Origin of the sequence: Frigoribacterium sp. NPDC087798 (genome assembly GCF_044742985.1) — a bacterium.
Classification (GTDB): Bacteria; Actinomycetota; Actinomycetes; order Actinomycetales; family Microbacteriaceae; genus Frigoribacterium.
In genome coordinates this window covers 741,013-759,557 of record NZ_JBIUVP010000001.1, presented here as the reverse complement: position 1 = coordinate 759,557, position 18,545 = coordinate 741,013, and the positions used below count along the sequence as shown (strand labels likewise).

Annotated in this window: 17 protein-coding genes; 16 read left to right on the top strand and 1 reads right to left on the bottom strand. The window is 70.1% G+C overall.

The genetic code is table 11. The annotated features are described in order from the left end of the window. Positions 1-72: 72 nt before the first annotated feature. Complete coding sequence (locus ACIOSR_RS03530) at positions 73-1,113, bottom strand: magnesium transporter CorA family protein (protein WP_402751846.1); 1,041 nt, start codon at positions 1,111-1,113, stop codon at positions 73-75. An 18-nt stretch (positions 1,114-1,131) separates the two neighbouring features. Between ACIOSR_RS03530 and ACIOSR_RS03525 the strand changes: the two genes are divergently transcribed. The 16 genes from ACIOSR_RS03525 to ACIOSR_RS03450 all read left to right on the top strand — a co-directional run bounded on the left by ACIOSR_RS03525 (position 1,132) and on the right by ACIOSR_RS03450 (position 18,529). After that, on the top strand, positions 1,132-1,902 hold the full coding sequence (locus ACIOSR_RS03525; protein WP_123570379.1) for a fructosamine kinase family protein: 771 nt from the start codon (positions 1,132-1,134) through the stop codon (positions 1,900-1,902). A 108-nt stretch (positions 1,903-2,010) separates the two neighbouring features. Next, complete coding sequence (otsA, locus tag ACIOSR_RS03520) at positions 2,011-3,510, top strand: alpha,alpha-trehalose-phosphate synthase (UDP-forming) (RefSeq protein WP_173151134.1); 1,500 nt, start codon at positions 2,011-2,013, stop codon at positions 3,508-3,510. Next, positions 3,507-4,286 (top strand): trehalose-phosphatase, encoded by a 780-nt coding sequence (gene otsB / locus ACIOSR_RS03515; protein ID WP_159826223.1) that lies wholly within the window; start codon positions 3,507-3,509, stop codon positions 4,284-4,286. Before otsA ends, otsB begins: the two co-directional genes overlap by 4 nt. A 141-nt stretch (positions 4,287-4,427) precedes the next feature. Next, a complete protein-coding gene (locus ACIOSR_RS03510; protein ID WP_402751845.1) occupies positions 4,428-7,430 on the top strand; it encodes a Na+/H+ antiporter subunit A in 3,003 nt (1,000 codons plus the stop codon). Further along, on the top strand, positions 7,427-7,939 hold the full coding sequence (locus tag ACIOSR_RS03505) for a Na(+)/H(+) antiporter subunit C (RefSeq protein WP_173151130.1): 513 nt from the start codon (positions 7,427-7,429) through the stop codon (positions 7,937-7,939). The genes ACIOSR_RS03510 and ACIOSR_RS03505 overlap by 4 nt, the downstream gene beginning before the upstream one ends. Beyond that, positions 7,936-9,573 (top strand): Na+/H+ antiporter subunit D, encoded by a 1,638-nt coding sequence (locus ACIOSR_RS03500; protein WP_173151128.1) that lies wholly within the window; start codon positions 7,936-7,938, stop codon positions 9,571-9,573. The genes ACIOSR_RS03505 and ACIOSR_RS03500 overlap by 4 nt, the downstream gene beginning before the upstream one ends. Then, positions 9,570-10,190, top strand: coding sequence for a Na+/H+ antiporter subunit E (locus tag ACIOSR_RS03495; RefSeq protein ID WP_056046254.1), 621 nt, complete (start codon positions 9,570-9,572; stop codon positions 10,188-10,190). The genes ACIOSR_RS03500 and ACIOSR_RS03495 overlap by 4 nt, the downstream gene beginning before the upstream one ends. Continuing rightward, positions 10,187-10,450, top strand: coding sequence for a monovalent cation/H+ antiporter complex subunit F (locus ACIOSR_RS03490; protein WP_054145652.1), 264 nt, complete (start codon positions 10,187-10,189; stop codon positions 10,448-10,450). The genes ACIOSR_RS03495 and ACIOSR_RS03490 overlap by 4 nt, the downstream gene beginning before the upstream one ends. Next, positions 10,447-11,007, top strand: a complete 561-nt coding sequence (gene mnhG, locus ACIOSR_RS03485; protein ID WP_371740345.1) for a monovalent cation/H(+) antiporter subunit G — start codon at positions 10,447-10,449, stop codon at positions 11,005-11,007. Before ACIOSR_RS03490 ends, mnhG begins: the two co-directional genes overlap by 4 nt. Positions 11,008-11,060: 53 nt before the next feature. Then, positions 11,061-12,773, top strand: coding sequence for a dihydroxy-acid dehydratase (gene ilvD / locus ACIOSR_RS03480; RefSeq protein ID WP_056046252.1), 1,713 nt, complete (start codon positions 11,061-11,063; stop codon positions 12,771-12,773). A 104-nt stretch (positions 12,774-12,877) separates the two neighbouring features. Beyond that, positions 12,878-14,770, top strand: coding sequence for an acetolactate synthase large subunit (locus tag ACIOSR_RS03475; RefSeq protein ID WP_402751844.1), 1,893 nt, complete (start codon positions 12,878-12,880; stop codon positions 14,768-14,770). Then, positions 14,767-15,273, top strand: coding sequence for an acetolactate synthase small subunit (ilvN, locus tag ACIOSR_RS03470; RefSeq protein ID WP_043593980.1), 507 nt, complete (start codon positions 14,767-14,769; stop codon positions 15,271-15,273). The genes ACIOSR_RS03475 and ilvN overlap by 4 nt, the downstream gene beginning before the upstream one ends. A gap of 72 nt (positions 15,274-15,345) precedes the next feature. Then, the gene (gene ilvC, locus ACIOSR_RS03465) at positions 15,346-16,371 is read left to right on the top strand and encodes a ketol-acid reductoisomerase (RefSeq protein WP_056046250.1); all 1,026 of its coding nucleotides are present in this window, start codon (positions 15,346-15,348) and stop codon (positions 16,369-16,371) included. A gap of 102 nt (positions 16,372-16,473) precedes the next feature. Continuing rightward, positions 16,474-17,613, top strand: a complete 1,140-nt coding sequence (locus ACIOSR_RS03460) for a mannitol-1-phosphate 5-dehydrogenase (RefSeq protein ID WP_123570815.1) — start codon at positions 16,474-16,476, stop codon at positions 17,611-17,613. Beyond that, the gene (locus ACIOSR_RS03455) at positions 17,610-18,113 is read left to right on the top strand and encodes a hypothetical protein (protein WP_159826235.1); all 504 of its coding nucleotides are present in this window, start codon (positions 17,610-17,612) and stop codon (positions 18,111-18,113) included. Before ACIOSR_RS03460 ends, ACIOSR_RS03455 begins: the two co-directional genes overlap by 4 nt. Next, entirely contained in the window at positions 18,110-18,529 is a 420-nt protein-coding gene (locus ACIOSR_RS03450) for a hypothetical protein (RefSeq protein WP_402751843.1), read from the top strand. Before ACIOSR_RS03455 ends, ACIOSR_RS03450 begins: the two co-directional genes overlap by 4 nt. The last annotated feature ends 16 nt before the right edge of the window (positions 18,530-18,545 follow it).

Below are 18,545 nucleotides of genomic sequence, written 5' to 3'. Positions count from 1 at the left end.
TCACGCGGCCAGGCTACGACCGGGGCGTCTCGGCGGCGTCGACCCCGCGGTGAACAGTGCGGGAACGGCGGGCTACAGCCAGTCGCGGCGCTTGAACTGCCACCAGAGCAGGCCGCCGATCGCCACGATCAGCACGCACGAGGTGACGAAGCCGGCGGCGGACTGGAACCCCGGATACGGCACGTTCTGCCCGTAGAACCCGGTGATCGCCGTGGGCACCGCGATGATGGCCGCCCAGCTCGTCACCTTCTTCATGATGAGGTTCATGCGGTTGGACTGCAGGTTGAGGTTCGTGTCGAGGATGGTCGAGACGAGGTCGCGCAGGGAGTCGTTCTGCTCGGCCACGCGCAGCACGTGGTCGTAGACGTCCTGGAAGTACGGGTGCATGGCGGAGTCGACCTCCTTCAGGTCGCGGCGCAGCAGCGTGTTCAGCACCTCGCGCATCGGCGACGCGACCCGGCGCAGCTGGACGAGGCTCTTCCGCAGGGCGAACGAGCGCTTCTGCACGTCGATGGTCCGGGGTGCGGGGTCGAAGAGGTCGTCGGCGATGCCCTCGATCTCGTCGTCCAGCGCGTCCGTGGCGTCGAAGTGCCGGTCCACGACGCAGTCGAGCAGACCCCAGAGGAAGTACGAGACGCCGTGCGACGCCAGGTCGCGGTTCTGGTCGAAGGTCGCCTGCAGCCGGGTGACGTCGAACTCCGGATGGTGGATCGTCACGAGGGCGCGCTCCGTGATGAACGCCTTCACCTCGCTCGTGTCGAGCACGCCGCTGGCCCGGTCGAACCGCACGTCGTAGAGAGCGGTGAACAGATGGTTGTCGTAGCGGTCGACCTTGGGTCGCTGTCCGTCCTGGAGCGCGTCCTCGACGGCGAGCTCGTGCAGTCCGAGTTCGTCCTCGAGCGAGGCGAGGTCGCCGGCGGTCGGGTCGGTGAGGTCGATCCACACGTGGCAGCCGTCCGTCTCGAGGTGGTCGCTCACCTCGTGCAGCGGGAAGTCGTGGGCGATCAGCTGGCCCCCTCGGTAGGCGCGCGTGACGATGGTCGTGTCGGGACGGGCGCCGTCGTCGGCGGGGCCGCGGGGCCCCTCGGTGCGCGGGCGACGGGTGTCGGTCATGGGGCGCATGCTATTCCCGTGACCTCCTACACGAAGCAGCGTGCCGACGCCCCCGCCGGCTTCTTCGAGGCCGAGGCGGCCGGTCTCGCCTGGCTCGCCGAGGCCACGCCCCGAGGAGGCGCGCGCACGGTCGGCGTCCAGGCCGCGTCCCCGGGGCGCATCGACCTCGATCCCGTGCACGAGGTCCGTCCCACGGCGGAGGCCGCACGGGCCTTCGGTGAGGCCCTCGCGGTGACCCACGCGAGCGGCGCGGAGGCGTTCGGTGCGCCTCCTCGGGGGTGGGCGGGGCCGTGCTTCATCGGCAGCCGTCCGATGACGGTGCGACCGAAGGCGACCTGGGGGGTCTTCTACGCCGAGCAGCGGGTCCTGCCCTACGCCCGCGTCGCCGTCCGGGCGGGCGGTCTCGACCGGGCGGGCCTCGAGGTCGTCGAGCGAGCCTGCCGCCTCGTCGCCGAGGGCGCGTTCGACGACGACCTGCCCCCGGCCCGCCTCCACGGGGACCTGTGGGCCGGCAACGTGCTCTTCGACGCCGGGGGAGTCGTGCTCATCGACCCGGCCGCCCACGGCGGTCATCCCGAGACCGACCTGGCGATGCTGGCCCTGTTCGGCTGCCCGCACCTCGAGGACGTGCTGGCGGGCTACGAGGCGCGCTCGCCGCTGGGCGAGGGGTGGCGGGGTCGCGTGCCACTGCACCAGCTCCACCCGTTGGCCGTGCACGCCGCCGGACACGGACCGAGCTACGGGGCGTCCCTCGTGCGGGCCGCCGAGGCGACCCTGCGCCTCGTCTGACGATCGTCCGGGTGGGGTACGCCGGTCGCCAGGAGCCGTCTGGGGCACCGCTGATAATCTGGCCGTCCCGCGTTCGTGCGGGCGATGCGACAGGAGCCGACCCACCCCATGCCCGACACCCCCGAACGTTACGGCTTCGTCGTCGTCTCCAACCGCCTCCCCGTCGACCGGGTCATCGCCGACGACGGGTCGGCGTCGTGGCAGCACTCGCCCGGGGGTCTCGTCACCGCCCTCGAACCCGTCATGAAGGCCAACGACGGGGCGTGGGTGGGCTGGGCGGGCCAACCCGACCTCGAGTTCGAGCCCTTCGAGTCCGACGGCATCGAGATCGTCCCCGTGCCGCTCAGCGCCGACGAGGTGCAGCGCTACTACGAGGGCTTCAGCAACGACACGCTCTGGCCGCTCTACCACGACGTCATCGCCGCCCCGACCTACCACCGGGTCTGGTGGGAGTCCTACGTGCAGGTCAACCAGCGGTTCGCCGACCGCGCGGCCGAGATCACCGAAGAGGGCGGCACCATCTGGGTGCAGGACTACCAGCTGCAGCTCGTGCCGAAGATGCTGCGCGAGGCCCGGCCCGACGTCACCATCGGGTTCTTCAACCACATCCCGTTCCCGCCGCTCGGCATCTTCTCGCAGCTGCCCTGGCGGCAGCAGATCGTCGAGGGCCTGCTCGGTGCCGACGTCATCGGCTTCCAGCGGGCGGACGACGCGTCGAACTTCTCCCGCGCCGTCCGCCACCTGCTCGGGTACTCGACGACGCGCCCCTACATCGAGGTCCCGGTCGACGACGAGTCCGCGCCGGTCTCGCGCCGGGGCACGAAGGTCCGCCGGGTGCTGGCGAAGCACTTCCCGATCTCGATCGACGCCGCCAGCTACGAAGAGCTCGCCGCGCGCCCCGACGTGCAGGCCAGGGCCCGCGAGATCCGCGAGGGCCTCGGCAACCCCAAGACGATCATGCTCGGCGTCGACCGTCTCGACTACACGAAGGGCATCCGGCACCGCATGAAGGCGTTCGGCGAGTTGCTCGCCGACGGTCGGCTCAGCGTCGAGGACGCCACGCTCGTGCAGGTCGCGAGCCCGAGCCGTGAGCGGGTCGAGACCTACAAGCTGCTGCGCGACGAGATCGAGCTCACCGTCGGCCGCGTGAACGGCGACTACGGCACCATGAGCCACACGGCCATCAGCTACCACCACCACGGCTACCCTCGCGAAGAGATGGTGGCGTTGTACCTCGCCGCCGACATCATGCTGGTCACGGCCCTCCGCGACGGCATGAACCTGGTCGCGAAAGAGTACGTGGCGGTGCGGCGCGACAACGACGGCGTGCTCGTGCTGAGCGAGTTCGCCGGCGCGGCCGACGAGCTCAAGAGCGCCCTGCTGATCAACCCGCACGACATCGGCGGCCTCAAGAACACCATCATGCGCGCCGTCGAGATGCCCAAGCGCGACCGCACCACCCGCATGCGGGCCCTGCGCCGTCGCGTCCTCGAGAACGACGTGGCCAAGTGGTCGGCGTCCTTCCTGCAGGCCCTCGAGAACGTACGACCCGGGCAGCAGATCACGCCTGCCCCGGCCTCGGCGACGACGGACGGTGACGTCTCGTGACCGGTTCCGACCCCCTGGCCCTGAGCGACGCGCTCGGTCGTCTCGCGACGACCCCGCGCCTCCTCGTCGCGCTCGACTTCGACGGCACCCTGGCGCCCGAGGTCGACGCGCCCCTGCGGGCCCGGGCGTTGCCCGCGGCGATGGACGCGATCATGCGCCTGTCGGCACTCGACCAGACCACCGTCGCCCTCGTGTCCGGGCGCGACCTCGCCTCGTTGATCGAGGTCAGCCAGACCCCCGACGAGGTGCTGTTGGTCGGCTCGCACGGCATCGAGGTGCGGGTCGACGGTCACGAGACCTCGTTGAGCGACGACGAGAAGGCCGGACGTGCGCGCTTGTCCGACGCCGTCCACGGTGTGGCCGAGGGGCGTGAGGGCGTCTTCGTCGAAGAGAAACCCGCAGGCCTCGCCCTGCACACGCGGCTCGCGGACGCCGCGACCACCGAGGCCGTCCACGCGGCGGCCCGCGAGGCCGTCGAGGCGCTCGGCGGCATGCACGAGCGCGTCGGCAAGAACGTCCTCGAGTTCGCCGTCCGGGCGACCGGCAAGAACGACGGCATCGACCGGCTCCGGGAGGCCGTCCAGGCCACGGGCGTCCTCTACGCCGGGGACGACGTCACCGACGAGGACGGCTTCCGGGCACTCGGCGAGGGCGACCTGTCGATCAAGGTCGGCCCGGGCGAGACGGGGGCGATGCATCGCGTCGCCGACCCCGCCGCCGTGGCGGACCTGCTCGTCGAACTGGCCGGCCTGCGTGGGCATCTCGGTCATGCCTGAGAGCGCATGCCTTGAACGGGTGTGATGGCCGGGTCTGAGCATTCCCAGGTGACTGCAAGGTAGTCTGGACACTCCGCCGCGACTCCCCGCCGCCGCTCAGCCGAGCCGGTCCGACGAGGTCGCCAGCCGACGGAGGTCCTCGTGATCGTAGTCCTGACAGCGTTCGCCGTGGCGGCCGTCGTCGTGGCCTGCGTCGGCGGACGACTCGGCCGTTCGCTCTTCCTCTGGGCGTCCGTCGTCCCCTTCGCGGCCTTCGCCTTCACGGCCCTCCAGGGGCCCGCCGTGTTGTCGGGCGAGGTGCCCACCGAGGCCGTGCCGTGGATTCCGCAGCTCGCCATCTCGCTCACCCTGCGCATGGACGTCCTCGCCTGGGTCCTCGCGCTCGTCGTCACCGGCATCGGCGGTCTCGTGCTCGTCTACTGTGCACGCTACTTCGAGCGGGACGAGGCCGGTCGGGCACGGTTCGCCGCCGTGCTGGTGGCGTTCGCCGGGGCGATGTACGGCCTCGTCACGAGCGACGACGTGTTCGTCCTGTTCGTCTTCTGGGAGGCCACGAGCGTCTTCTCGTACCTGTTGATCGGGCACTACACGGCGAAGCAGGCCAGCCGCGGGGCCGCGTTGCAGGCGCTCATCGTGACGACCGCGGGCGGGCTCGCGATGCTCGTCGGCCTCGTGATCCTCGCCGTCCAGGGCGGCACGAGCTCGTTGTCCCAGCTCGTCGAGCAGCCACCCACCGGGACGGTCGTCACGGTCGCCGTCGTGCTCGTACTCGTCGGGGCGCTGTCGAAGTCGGCACTCGTGCCGTTCCACTTCTGGCTCCCGGCCGCGATGGCGGCTCCGACGCCGGTCAGTGCCTACCTGCACGCCGCCGCGATGGTCAAGGCCGGCATCTACCTCGTCGCCCGTCTCGCCCCCGGCTACCACGACCAGCCCGGTTGGCAAGAGATCATCGTCACCGTCGGGGTGGTCACGATGGTCCTCGGCGGGTACCGCGCGCTCCGTCAGCACGACCTCAAGCTCGTCCTGGCCTACGGCACGGTGAGCCAACTCGGCTTCCTGACGATCGTGGTGGGGTTCGGCACCCGCGACGCAGCCCTCGCCGGGCTCGCCCTGCTGGTCGCCCACGCCCTGTTCAAGTCGACGCTCTTCCTCGTGGTGGGGGTCATCGACCACCGGGCGGGCACGCGAGACCTGCGCAAGCTCTGCGGGCTCGGTCGTCAGGCTCCCGTCCTCCTCGTGGTGACGCTCCTCGCCCTCGCCTCGATGGCAGGCGTGCCGCCGACCTTCGGCTTCGTCGCGAAGGAGGCCGTGCTCACGGCCCTCTACGACGACGCCGTGACCGGGTCGGCCTGGGGCGTCGTCGCCCTGGTCGGCGTCGTCGTCGGGTCGATCCTGACCACCGCCTACAGCCTGCGCTTCCTCTGGGGGGCCTTCGGTCGCAAGAAGGGCGTCGAGCCGGTCGACTTCGTCCGTGAGCACGTCGACTTCCTGGCGTCGCCGATCGTCCTGGCCGTCGCCGGCCTGGTGCTCGGCCTCGTCTCGTACCAGGTCGGTCCGGTCTTCGCTCGTTATGCCGACACGCTCCCCTCGGCCCCGGGCGAGCACGGCCCCTACTACCTGGCGCTCTGGCACGGTCTCGAGCCCGCCCTCGGCTTCACGGCGGTCTCGCTCGGGGTCGGGGCCCTCCTCTTCTGGCAGCGCGACCGGGTGTCGCAGGTGCAGAAGGCCGTCTCGTTCCTGCCCCGCGCCTCCGACGGGTACGTGCGGATCATGGCGACCATCGACCGGACGGCGTCGCGGACGACCGCCACGACGCAGCGCGGTTCGTTGCCCTTCTACCTCGCCACCATCCTCGTCGTGTTCATCGCCTCGGCGGTGGTGACGCTGGCGCTCAACAGCGACTGGCCGACCACCGCCGTGCTCTGGGACTACCCGGCGCAGCTGGCCATCGGCGGGTTGATGATCATCGGCGCCATCGCGTCGGCGCTCTCCAACAAGAGATTCCAGGCCGTCGTCCTGGTCGGGGTGACCGGCTACGGCATGGCCGCGCTCTTCGCGCTGCACGGGGCCCCCGACCTGGCCCTGACGCAGGCGCTGATCGAGACCATCACCCTCATCGCGTTCGTCCTCGTGCTGCGTCGGCTGCCGGCCCGTCTGGGCGAGCGAAACGGCCGCACCCACCGGGCGATCCGGGCCGTCATCGGCATCTCGGTCGGGTCCGTCATGGCCGCCATCGCCGTCGTCGCCCTCGGGGCACGCTCGATCCCCACGGTCTCGGGCGCCTTCCCCGACCTCGCCGTCGACGGCGGTCACGGCCGCAACGTCGTCAACGTGACGCTCGTCGACATCCGCGGATGGGACACCATGGGCGAGATCGCGGTCCTCATCGTCGCCGCGACCGGTGTCGCGAGCCTGGTCTTCCTGACCTCCCGCGCCGACGTCCTGCCCCGGCCCGAGCGGCGTACGCGTGCCCAGCGGTTCCTGGCACGGGTCCGGCCCGTGCGCGAGCCGGCGCCGGTCGTGCCCGTCGGCGGGGCGACGGCGCAGATCGGCGACAGCACCGAGGGCGACCGGCGCGCCTGGTTGTTGGCCGGGCGCAAACTCGCCCCGCAGAACCGGTCGATCCTGCTCGAGGTGGTCGTGCGCCTGATCTTCCACGCCATCATCGTCGTCTCGATCTACCTGCTCTTCGCCGGTCACAACCTGCCCGGTGGTGGCTTCGCCGGCGGTCTGGTGGCGGGTTTCGCGTTCGTGGCCCGGTACCTCGCGGGCGGTCGGTACGAACTCGGTGCGGCCGCGCCCCTCGATGCCGGCAAGCTCCTCGGGGCCGGTCTCCTGACGGTCGCCGCGACGGCACTCGTCCCGCTCTTCTTCGGCGTCGACGCCCTGACCTCGACCTGGGTCGAGGCCGAGGTGCCGCTGCTCGGCCACGTCGAGTTCGTCACGTCGACCTTCTTCGACGTCGGCGTCTACCTGGTCGTCGTCGGGCTCGTCCTCGACGTGCTCCGGAGCCTCGGAGCCGAGGTCGACCGTCAAGAAGAAGAGGACGCGTTCGGCCACGCGAGCGAGGTGTCCGAACCCGAAGAGGAGGCGCTCCCCGTGTCCGTCGCCGGTACGCCCCCGACCGAGCGGGGCCGCGCATGAGCGTCTCCCTCGTCCTGATCGTCGTCATGGCCGCGCTGTACGCCTGCGGCGTCTACCTGCTGCTCGAGCGCAGCATGACCCGTGTGCTGCTGGGCTTCCTGCTCGTCGGCAACGCCACGAACATCCTCATCCTCCTCATGTCCGGCCGTCGCGGCGCGGCCCCCGTGGTCGACGGTCAGGCCGATCCGGCCGACTTCGCCGACCCGCTGCCGCAGGCGTTCGTGCTGACGGCCATCGTCATCACCTTCGGCATCTCGGCCTTCATGCTCGCGTTGATCTACCGGTCATGGCGGCTGGCCCAGGGCGACACCCTCGCGGACGACGCCGAAGACCTCGAGATCGGGCGTCGCGGCGTCCCGGCCGAAGAAGAGTCCGAACAGGGCGACGGTGACGACGAGGCGGGTGGCGACAGCGAGTTCGGCAGCCGTGCCGAAGCGGCCGTGCCGACGGACGACCGGCCGCTGCGCGACGACCGGCCCCACCACGACGAGAAAGGGCACCGAGCATGACCACCAGCTACCTCGTGCCGCTCGTCGTCCTCATCCCGCTGCTCGGAGCCGCGGCGGCGATGATCGCCGGTCGGCGGCCCCGGTCGCAGGCCGTGGTCTCGATCGTCGCCCTGGCGCTCGTCGTCGTCATCAGCCTGGTGCTGCTGGTGGTCGTCGACACGCAGGGTGCGATCGCCGTGCAGGTGGGTGGTTGGCAGGCGCCGTTCGGCATCACGCTCGTCGTCGACCGACTCGCGGCGCTCATGCTCAGCATCTCGTCGATCGTCCTGCTGGCGGTGTTCGTGTTCTCGGTCGGGCAGGGCCAGGCCGACGGTGACGGTGAGGCCCCCGTCTCGATCTACAACCCGACCTACCTCATCCTCGCCACGGGCGTGTTCAACGCTTTCATCGCGGGTGACCTCTTCAACCTCTACGTGGGCTTCGAGATCCTCCTGGTGGCCAGCTACGTGCTGATCACCCTCGGCGGCACCGAGCAGCGCATCCGGGCCGGCGTGGTCTACATCGTCGTCAGCCTGGTGTCGTCCGTCCTGTTCCTCGCCTCCATCGCGATGATCTACGGAGCGCTCGGCACGGTCAACATCGCCGACATCGCCCAGAAGATGGACACCATCCCGCCCGACGTGCAGACGATCATCCACGTCATGCTGCTCACGGCGTTCGGCATCAAGGCGGCGATCTTCCCGCTGTCGTTCTGGCTGCCCGACTCGTACCCGACCGCTCCCGCCCCCGTGACCGCCGTGTTCGCCGGCCTGCTGACCAAGGTGGGCGTCTACGCCATCATCCGCACCGAGACGGTGCTGTTCGTCGAGAGCAACGTCAACGTCTACCTGCTGATCATCGCGTTGCTGACGATGATCGTGGGCATCCTCGGGGCCGTGGCCCAGGCCGACATCAAGCGTCTGCTCTCGTTCACCCTGGTCAGCCACATCGGATACATGATCTTCGGCATCGCACTCGGGACCGTCGAGGGCCTGGCCGCCACGATCTACTACGTCGTGCACCACATCACGGTCCAGACCACGCTCTTCCTCGGGGCGGGCCTGATCGAACGGCGAGGCGGCACGGCGTCGATCACCCGCCTGGGCGGTCTCCTCAAGGCGGCACCGATCGTCGCCGTCCTCTTCTTCATCCCGGCCCTCAACCTGGGCGGCATCCCGCCGTTCTCCGGTTTCATCGGCAAGGTCGCGCTCTTCGAGGCCGGTGCCCGGCTCGACGATCCCCTCGTGTACGTCCTCATCGGAGCCGGGGCCCTCACGTCGCTGCTGACGCTCTACGCGCTCATGCGTGCCTGGAACCTCGCGTTCTGGCGCCCGAAGGCCGATGTCGACGACCACGAGTCGCCCTTCACCGAGCACCTCGAGGAGGCCCCGGGTCGGGTGGCCGTCCAGCGACGTCGCACCAACCCCCGCACCATGGTGGGCGCGACCGCGGGCATGGTGCTCGTCTCGCTCGCCTTGACCTTCGCCGCCGGCCCGCTCTACGGCGTCGCCGAACGTGCGGCCGGCCGGGTCTACGGCTCGAACGACTACGTGCAGACGGTCTTCCCGGGCGGTCAGGGCGAGACGACGTCCGACCCGTCGTCGCCCGAGCCCGAACCCGCCTCGGACTCCGCAGACGAGGGGAGCACCCCGTGACCGGCCGTCCCACCCGCGGCGAGGTCGGCCGCAGCCTCGCCCGGCAGCTCCCCCTGCTCGTCGGACTGGTCGTCCTCTGGATGGCCCTGTGGAACCAGTTCACCGTCCTGGCCTTCGTCACCGGCGTCGCCGTGGCGCTGCTCGTGACCCGGGTGTTCTTCCTGCCCCCGGTCGAACTGAGCGGCCGGTTCAACCTCTGGTACGCCGTGGTCTTCCTGGCGCACTTCGTGGTCGACCTGGTGCGCGCCTCCGTCATCGTCGCCTGGCAGGCCGTCCGACCTCGCGGCGTGACCTCGAACGCGATCGTCGCGGTGCAGCTGCACACGAGGTCGGACTTCATCATGACCCTCGTCGCCGAGGCGATCTCGCTCGTCCCCGGGTCGCTCGTGGTCGAGGCCGACCGCGAGCGGTCGATCCTCTACCTGCACGCCCTCGCGGTCGAGGACCTCGCCGGTGTCGAGGGCGTCCGCGACGGCGTCCTGGTCGTCGAGGCCCGCCTCGTCCGGGTGCTCGGCAGCGACGACGACCGCCGTCGCATCGCGGAGGGCACCCCGGCCGCGGCCGAGGTCCACGAAGCGGTCAGCCGTTCCTCGTCCCACGAAGGAGGTCCCTCGTGACCGTCGTCGCCTACGTCGTCGGAGCGCTCTTCGCGTTCGCCGGGCTCGCGTCGGTCATCCGCATCGTGCGGGGGCCGTCCATCCTCGACCGCATGATCGCGTCCGACATGCTGCTGACCACCCTGATCTGCGTCCTCGCCGCCGACATGGTCTTCAACGGCCACACCCGGACCATCCCGGTCATCCTCGCCCTCGCGCTGACGGCCGTCCTCGGCTCCATCACGGTCGCGCGCTACGTCTCGAAGCAGGATCCCTCGTGATCCCCGAGACGGTCTACGACGTGGCGGCCTCGGTCATGCTCATCGGCGGGGCGCTGCTCTCGGTCGCGGCAGGCATCGGCCTCCTGAGGTTCCCCGACGCCCTGTCGCGCATGCACGCCGCGACCAAGCCGCAGATCTTCGGCCTCATCCTGGTCCTGGCGGCGATCGCGCTCGACCAGCACACCGTGGGGACGATCGCGTCCCTGCTCGTCGTCCTCGTCTTCCAGATGCTCACCGCACCCATCTCGGCGCACATGATCGGTCGGGCGGGGTACCGCAACGGCGACCTCCTGCGCGATCGGTTGGTCGTGGACGAACTCGACGACGCCGTGGCCCGGGCAGCCGGCGAGATCGCCGAGACGACCGAGGGCGACGTCGCCGATCTCGACGTGTCCGACCTGCCCGTCGGGTCGGCCGACGCGTTGGCTGTCGAGATGGACCGGGTCGGGGACTCGTCCGGGCTCGACGACAGCGAGGGTGACGACGACGCCCGCGACCACGAGGGTCGGCGGACGCGGTCGAGCGGAGACGCCGCGGGGGAGCCGGGCGAGCTCTGAGGCCGTCGGCGACGGTGGACGGCACGAGCGCGGTCACGCCCTAAACTCGACCCATGCCAGAGAAGCCCACCCCGGACGGGATCGACATCAAACCCCGCAGCCGCGTCGTCACCGACGGCGTCGAGGCCACCACGTCGCGAGGCATGCTCCGTGCCGTCGGCATGGGCGACGAGGACTGGAGCAAGCCCCAGATCGGCATCGCCAGCAGCTGGAACGAGATCACCCCCTGCAACCTGTCGCTCGACCGTCTGGCCCAGGGTGCCAAGGAAGGCGTCCACGCCGGGGGAGGGTACCCGCTCCAGTTCGGCACCGTCTCGGTGTCCGACGGCATCTCGATGGGCCACGAGGGCATGCACTTCTCGCTGGTCTCACGCGAGGTGATCGCCGACAGCGTCGAGGTCGTCATGAACGCCGAGCGGCTCGACGGGTCGGTGTTGCTCGCCGGTTGCGACAAGTCGCTGCCCGGCATGCTGATGGCCGCCGCCCGGCTCGACCTCGCCAGCGTCTTCCTCTACGCCGGCAGCGTCGCCCCCGGTTGGGTCAAGCTCAGCGACGGCACCGAGAAGAACGTCACGATCATCGACTCGTTCGAGGCCGTGGGCGCCTACAAGGCCGGCAACATGAGCGACGACGACCTGAAGGCGATCGAGTGCGCCATCGTGCCGGGCGAGGGTGCCTGTGGCGGGATGTACACGGCCAACACCATGGCCAGCGTCGCCGAGGCCCTCGGCATGAGCCTCCCCGGTTCGGCGGCCCCGCCGTCGGCCGACCGCCGCCGCGACTACTTCGCCCACCGTTCGGGCGAGGCCGTCGTCGAGATGCTCCGTCAGGGCATCACGACGCGCGACATCCTCACCAAGAAGGCGTTCGAGAACGCCATCGCCGTGGCGATGGCCTTCGGTGGCTCGACCAACGTCGTGTTGCACCTGCTCGCCATCGCGTACGAGGCCGAGGTCGACCTGACCATCGACGACTTCAACCGCATCGGCGACAAGGTGCCGCACATCGGCGACCTCAAGCCCTTCGGCAAGTACGTCATGAACGACGTCGACCGCATGGGTGGCGTCCCCGTCGTCATGAAGGCGCTGCTCGACGCGGGTCTGCTGCACGGCGACTGCCTCACCGTCACCGGCAAGACCGTCGCCGAGAACCTCGAGTCCATCAAGCCGAAGCCGCTCGACGGCGAGGTGCTGCGGACGCTCGACAACCCGATCCACGCGACCGGCGGCCTCACCGTCCTCAGCGGCTCGATGGCCCCCGAGGGCGCCGTCGTCAAGACGGCGGGCTTCGACGCGTCGGTGTTCGAGGGGCCGGCGAAGGTCTTCGAACGCGAACGTGGCGCCATGGACGCCCTCACCGAGGGGCGCATCGAGTCGGGCGACGTGGTCGTCATCCGCTACGAGGGCCCCAAGGGCGGCCCGGGCATGCGCGAGATGCTCGCCATCACCGCGGCCATCAAGGGCGCAGGGCTCGGCAAAGATGTACTACTGTTGACGGACGGACGATTCTCAGGCGGCACAACCGGCCTGTGCATCGGCCACATAGCACCCGAAGCGGTCGACTCCGGTCCGATCGCCTTCGTGCGCGATGGTGACTTGATTCGGGTCGACATCGCCGCTCGCTCGATCGACCTACTCGTCGACGCCGCAGAGCTGGAAGCCCGCCGAGACGGCTGGGCACCGCTTCCCCCGCGCTACACCCGCGGTGTCCTCGCGAAGTACGCACGCCAGGTCCGCTCCGCGGCCGAGGGCGCCGTCACCTACTGACGCGTCCCACCGCCGGCCGAGCCGTCGCGACGTCGCACCCCGTGCACGGCCGCGTCCCGCACCGTCACCATCGATCACCGACCACGAACAGGGAACCGGCACTGATGCCTGCAGAGTCCACCCCCACGCCCGGCACCGCGACGCGGACGGCCCGGCCGAGCGCCGGCGCGTCCGTCGGGGCGCCGACCGCGCCTCCCGTGCTGACCGGGTCGGGCGCCATCCTCAAGTCGCTCGAGCACCTGGGCGTTACCGACGTCTTCGGGTTGCCCGGCGGTGCCATCATCCCGTTCTACGACGAGTTGATGGCCTCGACGGCGATCCGACACATCCTGGTCCGCCACGAGCAGGGCGCCGGGCACGCCGCCGAGGGCTACGCCGCCGCGTCCGGTCGCGTCGGCGTCGCGATCGCGACGTCCGGCCCCGGCGCGACGAACCTCGTGACGGCGATCGCGGACGCCTACATGGACAGCATGCCGCTGCTGGCCATCACCGGGCAGGTCTTCTCGACCCTCATGGGCACCGACGCCTTCCAGGAGGCCGACATCGTCGGCATCACGATGCCGATCACGAAGCACTCGTTCCTGGTGACCAAGCCCGAGGACATCCCGGCGACGCTCGCCGCCGCGTACCAGATCGCGAGCACGGGGCGTCCCGGCCCGGTGCTCGTCGACATCACGAAGGACGCGCAGCAGAACAGCGCACCCTTCATCTGGCCGCCCGTCGTCGACCTGCCGGGCTACCGACCGGTGACGAGGGCGCACGGCAAGCAGATCACCGCCGCGGCCCAGATGATCGCCGACGCCAAGCAACCCGTCTTCTACGTCGGCGGCGGCGTGATCCGCGCCGGGGCGTCGGCCGAGCTCAAGGCCCTCGTCGAGCTCACCGGGGCTCCCGTCGTCACCACCCTGATGGCCCGCGGTGCGTTCCCCGACACCCACCCGCAACACCTCGGGATGCCCGGCATGCACGGCACGGTGTCGGCCGTGCTGGGACTCCAGGAGAGCGACCTCATCATCGCGCTCGGCGCGCGCTTCGACGACCGGGTGACCGGCAAGGCCGAGCTGTTCGCGCCCGGTGCCAAGGTCGTCCACGTCGACATCGACCCGGCCGAGATCTCGAAGATCCGCATCGCCGACGTGCCGATCGTGGGTGACGCCAAGGTCGTCATCCCCGACCTCACGAGCGCGTTCGCCGAGGTCACGGGTGGGGTCAAGCCCGACATCGCGGCCTGGTGGGAGCACCTCGAGGGTCTTCGCGAACAGTTCCCGCTCGGCTACACCCAGCCCGACGACGGCCTGCTGTCACCCCAGGCGATCATCCAGCGCATCGGGCAGCTCTCCGGCCCCGAGGCGATCTACGCCTCCGGCGTCGGCCAGCACCAGATGTGGGCGGCCCAGTTCATCGAGTACGAGCGCCCGCACGCCTGGCTCAACTCCGGAGGCGCGGGCACGATGGGCTATTCGGTCCCGGCCGCCATGGGGGCCAAGGTCGCCCAGCCCGACCGCGTGGTGTGGGCTATCGACGGCGACGGCTGCTTCCAGATGACCAACCAGGAGTTGGCCACCTGCGTCATCAACGACATCCCGATCAAGGTCGCGATCATCAACAACTCGTCGCTCGGCATGGTGCGGCAGTGGCAGACGCTCTTCTACGAGGGGCGCCACTCGTTCACCGACCTCAACACGGGTCACGAGACGCGCATGGTGCCGGACTTCGTCAAGCTCGCCGACGCCTACGGCGCCCTGGGCATCCGGGTCCGCACCGAGGACGAGGTCGACGCGGCCATCGAGCTCGCCCTCGCGACCAACGACCGCCCGGTCGTCATCGACTTCGTCGTCAGCCGCGACGCGATGGTCTGGCCGATGGTGCCGCAGGGGGTCTCGAACTCCGAGATCCAGCACGCCCGCGCCCTCGCTCCCGAGTGGGACGACGAGGCGCCGGGCACGAGCGCCTCCGACACCACCCGCGACGGCGACATGACCGGAGAACACGCATGAGCCACGTCCTGTCCCTGCTCGTCGAAGACAAGCCGGGTCTGCTGACCCGTGTCGCCGGTCTCTTCGCCCGGCGCGGCTTCAACATCGAGAGCCTCGCCGTCGGCAAGAGCGAGGTCGAGGGGCTGAGCCGCATCACGGTCGTCGTCGACGTCGAAGAACTGCCGCTCGAGCAGGTCACCAAGCAGCTGAACAAGCTCATCAACGTGATCAAGATCGTCGAGCTGGACTACTCGCAGTCCGTGCAGCGCGAGCACCTGCTGATCAAGGTGCGCGTCGACAACACGACCCGCTCGCAGGTGCTCGAGGCCGTCACCCTCTTCCGCGCCTCGGTGGTCGACGTGTCGACCGACGCCCTCGTCATCGAGGTCACGGGCGACACCGGCAAGACGACGGCGCTGCTCCGCGTGCTCGAGCCCTACGGCATCAAGGAGATCTCGCAGTCGGGCCTGTTGGCCATCGGCCGCGGCGCGAAGTCGATCACCGACCGCGTCTTCAAGAACTGAACCCGCGAGGGGTCGCGCACCGCGCCTCCTCGCCCCGACACCCCACCGTCACCACCCAAGGAGAACCACACCGTGACTGAAATCGTCTACGACAACGACGCCGACCTGTCGATCATCCAGGGCAAGAAGGTCGCCGTCATCGGCTACGGCTCGCAGGGCCACGCCCACGCGCTGAACCTCCGCGACTCGGGCGTCGAGGTCGTCGTCGGCCTCAAGGAGGGCTCGAAGAGCCGCGCCAAGGCCGAGGAGGCCGGCTTCACGGTGCAGACGCCCGCCGAGGCCTCGGCCTGGGGCGACGTCATCGTGATCCTCGCGCCCGACCAGGTGCAGCGTCACGTGTACGCCGACGACATCGCGCCGAACCTCGCCGACGGCAAGGCGCTCGTCTTCGGCCACGGCTTCAACATCCGGTTCGGCTACATCGAGGCGCCCGAGGGCGTCGACGTGGTCCTCGTCGCCCCCAAGGGCCCCGGCCACACCGTCCGTCGCGAGTTCGAGGCCGGCCGCGGCGTGCCCGTCATCGTCGCCGTCGAGAAGGACGCCTCCGGCGCCGCGTGGGATCTCGCCTGGTCGTACTCCAAGGGCATCGGCGGCCTGCGTGCCGGCGGCATCAAGACCACCTTCACCGAAGAGACCGAGACCGACCTCTTCGGCGAGCAGGCCGTGCTCTGCGGCGGGACCTCGCAGCTGATCCAGTACGGCTTCGAGACCCTGACCGAGGCCGGCTACCAGCCGCAGATCGCCTACTTCGAGGTGCTGCACGAGCTCAAGCTGATCGTCGACCTGATCTGGGAGGGCGGCCTGGCCAAACAGCGCTGGAGCGTCTCCGACACGGCCGAGTACGGCGACTACGTCTCGGGCCCCCGCGTCATCACCCCCGACGTCAAGGACAACATGAAGGCCGTGCTCGCCGACATCCAGTCGGGCGCCTTCGCGAAGCGCTTCATCGAGGACCAGGACGCCGGCGCGCCCGAGTTCACGGAGCTCCGCAAGAAGGGCGAGGAGCACCCGATCGAGGCCACCGGCCAAGAGCTGCGTGCCCTGTTCGCCTGGAAGCAGCAGGACTCCGACTACGTCGACGGCAGCGCTGCGCGCTGACCTCGACGCAGCACCGGAACCACCCGAGAGGGCCCCGCACCACCCGGTGCGGGGCCCTCTCGCCGTCCGCCGGCGCGGTGACGTCGTGGCATGATCTATGGCATGGCTCACAGCAAGAAGGCCGTGCACTTCGGCGCCGGCAACATCGGTCGGGGCTTCGTCGCCCAGTTCCTCCACGCGAGTGGTTACGAGGTCGTCTTCGCCGACGTGAACGACGACCTGATCGGGGCGCTGCAGTCGCAGTCGTCGTTCGAGGTGCACGAGGTCGGTGAAGACAGCCGTACGACCGTCGTCGACGGTTATCGCGCCATCAACAGCCGCACCGACGAGGCGGCCCTCGTCGCCGAGATCGCGACCGCCGACGTCGTGACCACCGCGGTCGGTGCCCGCATCCTGCCGTTCGTCGCGCCGGTCATCGCCAAGGGGCTGGCCCAGCGGTCCGCCGATCGGGCGCCGCTCTCCGTCATCGCGTGCGAAAACGCCATCAACGCCACCGACTCGCTGGCGGCCGCGGTGCGCGAGCACGATCCGGCCGAGAACGCCGTCTTCGCGAACTGTGCCATCGACCGGATCGTGCCCGAGCAGGCCGGGGGCACGCTCGACGTCACCATCGAGTCGTTCTTCGAATGGGTCGTCGAGAGCACGCCGTTCGGCGAGCACCGCCCCGACATCGAGGGTGTCACCTGGGTCGCCGACCTCGAGCCCTTCATCGAGCGCAAGCTCTTCACGGTCAACACCGCCCACGCCGCGGCCGCTTACCACGGGTTCCGCAAGGGGCTCACGAGCATCCGTGAGGCCCTGGACGACGCCGAGGTCATGGCCGAGGTCCGCGGCGTCCTCGCCGAGACGAAGGGCCTGCTCGTGGCCAAGCACGAGCTCGACGCCGACGAGCAGCAGTCCTACATCGAGAAGAACCTCGTCCGCATCGCCAACCCGCACCTCCCCGACACGACCGAACGCGTCGGCCGCAACCCCCTCCGCAAGCTCAGCCGCCACGAGCGGTTCGTCGGTCCCGCGGCCCAGGCCGCCGAACGTGGACTGCCCTACGATGCACTCGTCCGCGCCGTGCGTGCCGCCCTCGACTTCTCCGTGCCCGACGACGTCGAGAGCGTCGAGCTGCAGTCGCTGCTGAGCTCGGGCCTCGCCGCCGACGAGCTGACGCGCACGCTGACCGGCGTCCAGGACGACCACCCGCTGTTCCCCGCGTTGCTCGCGGCGGTCTCGTCCAAGCTCACCGCATGACGCCAGCCGACCCGCGGGTGCCGACCGGCGGCGACGCCGACGACGCCCTGACCTGGGGTGACGAGGCCGACAGCAGCCACGTCGAGGGCCCCGCACCGACGGGTCGTCCGCGTCGTACCCGGCGGTCGGACGGTGCAGGCGACGAGCCCGTCGACGAGTCCGACGACCCGGACGCAGAAGACGAGGACGACGTCGACGACGGCCCTGCGGTGATGAGTTCGGCGTCGCTCGTGGTCCACGGCGTCCTCGGCGGCGTGTTCCTCCTCTGGGCCGCGGGCTGGATCGTCGCCGTGGGCGACTTCACCAACCCGTTCACCGATGCGATCTCGTCGCTCATGTGGAACCTCGGCGAACTGTTCGCCGTGGTGGCCCCGATCGCGTGGTTCGTGGCGGTCATCGTCCTCGTCCCCGTCGATCGCACGGGCCGTCGCCTCGCGTGGATGGCCCTCGGCGCGCTCCTCGTGGCCCCCTGGCCCCTCGTGACGGGAGGCTCCGCATGAGCGACCACGACCACGAGCACGACCACGGCCACGAGCACGACGCCGTCTCGGTGACGGCCGGCGACGCGAGCGAACCGGGCCGCGCCTCCTTCTTCTTCTACCTCGCCGTGGCGATCGTCTTCGCCGTCTTCTTCGCCTTCGACCTGTTCGAGGCCATCTCGAACCTCGTGCTCGTGCCGCAGGTCTTCACGCAGAACAACGAGTTCTACCGTGAGAACGGCCTCGACGGCCTGGTGGTCTCACCCCCGTGGGTGCCGCTCATCGTGGGTGTCGTCGTGCCGCCGCTGGCCTTCGTCGGGGCGATCGTGGTGGGGCGCCGTCGTGAACTGTGGAAGTTCACGCTGGCGCTGTTCGCGGCCCTGGGTCTCGTGGCGGCCGTGTCGCTGACCCTGACGGCCTACGTCACGACCGTCTGAGCGAGCCCAGGAGGCG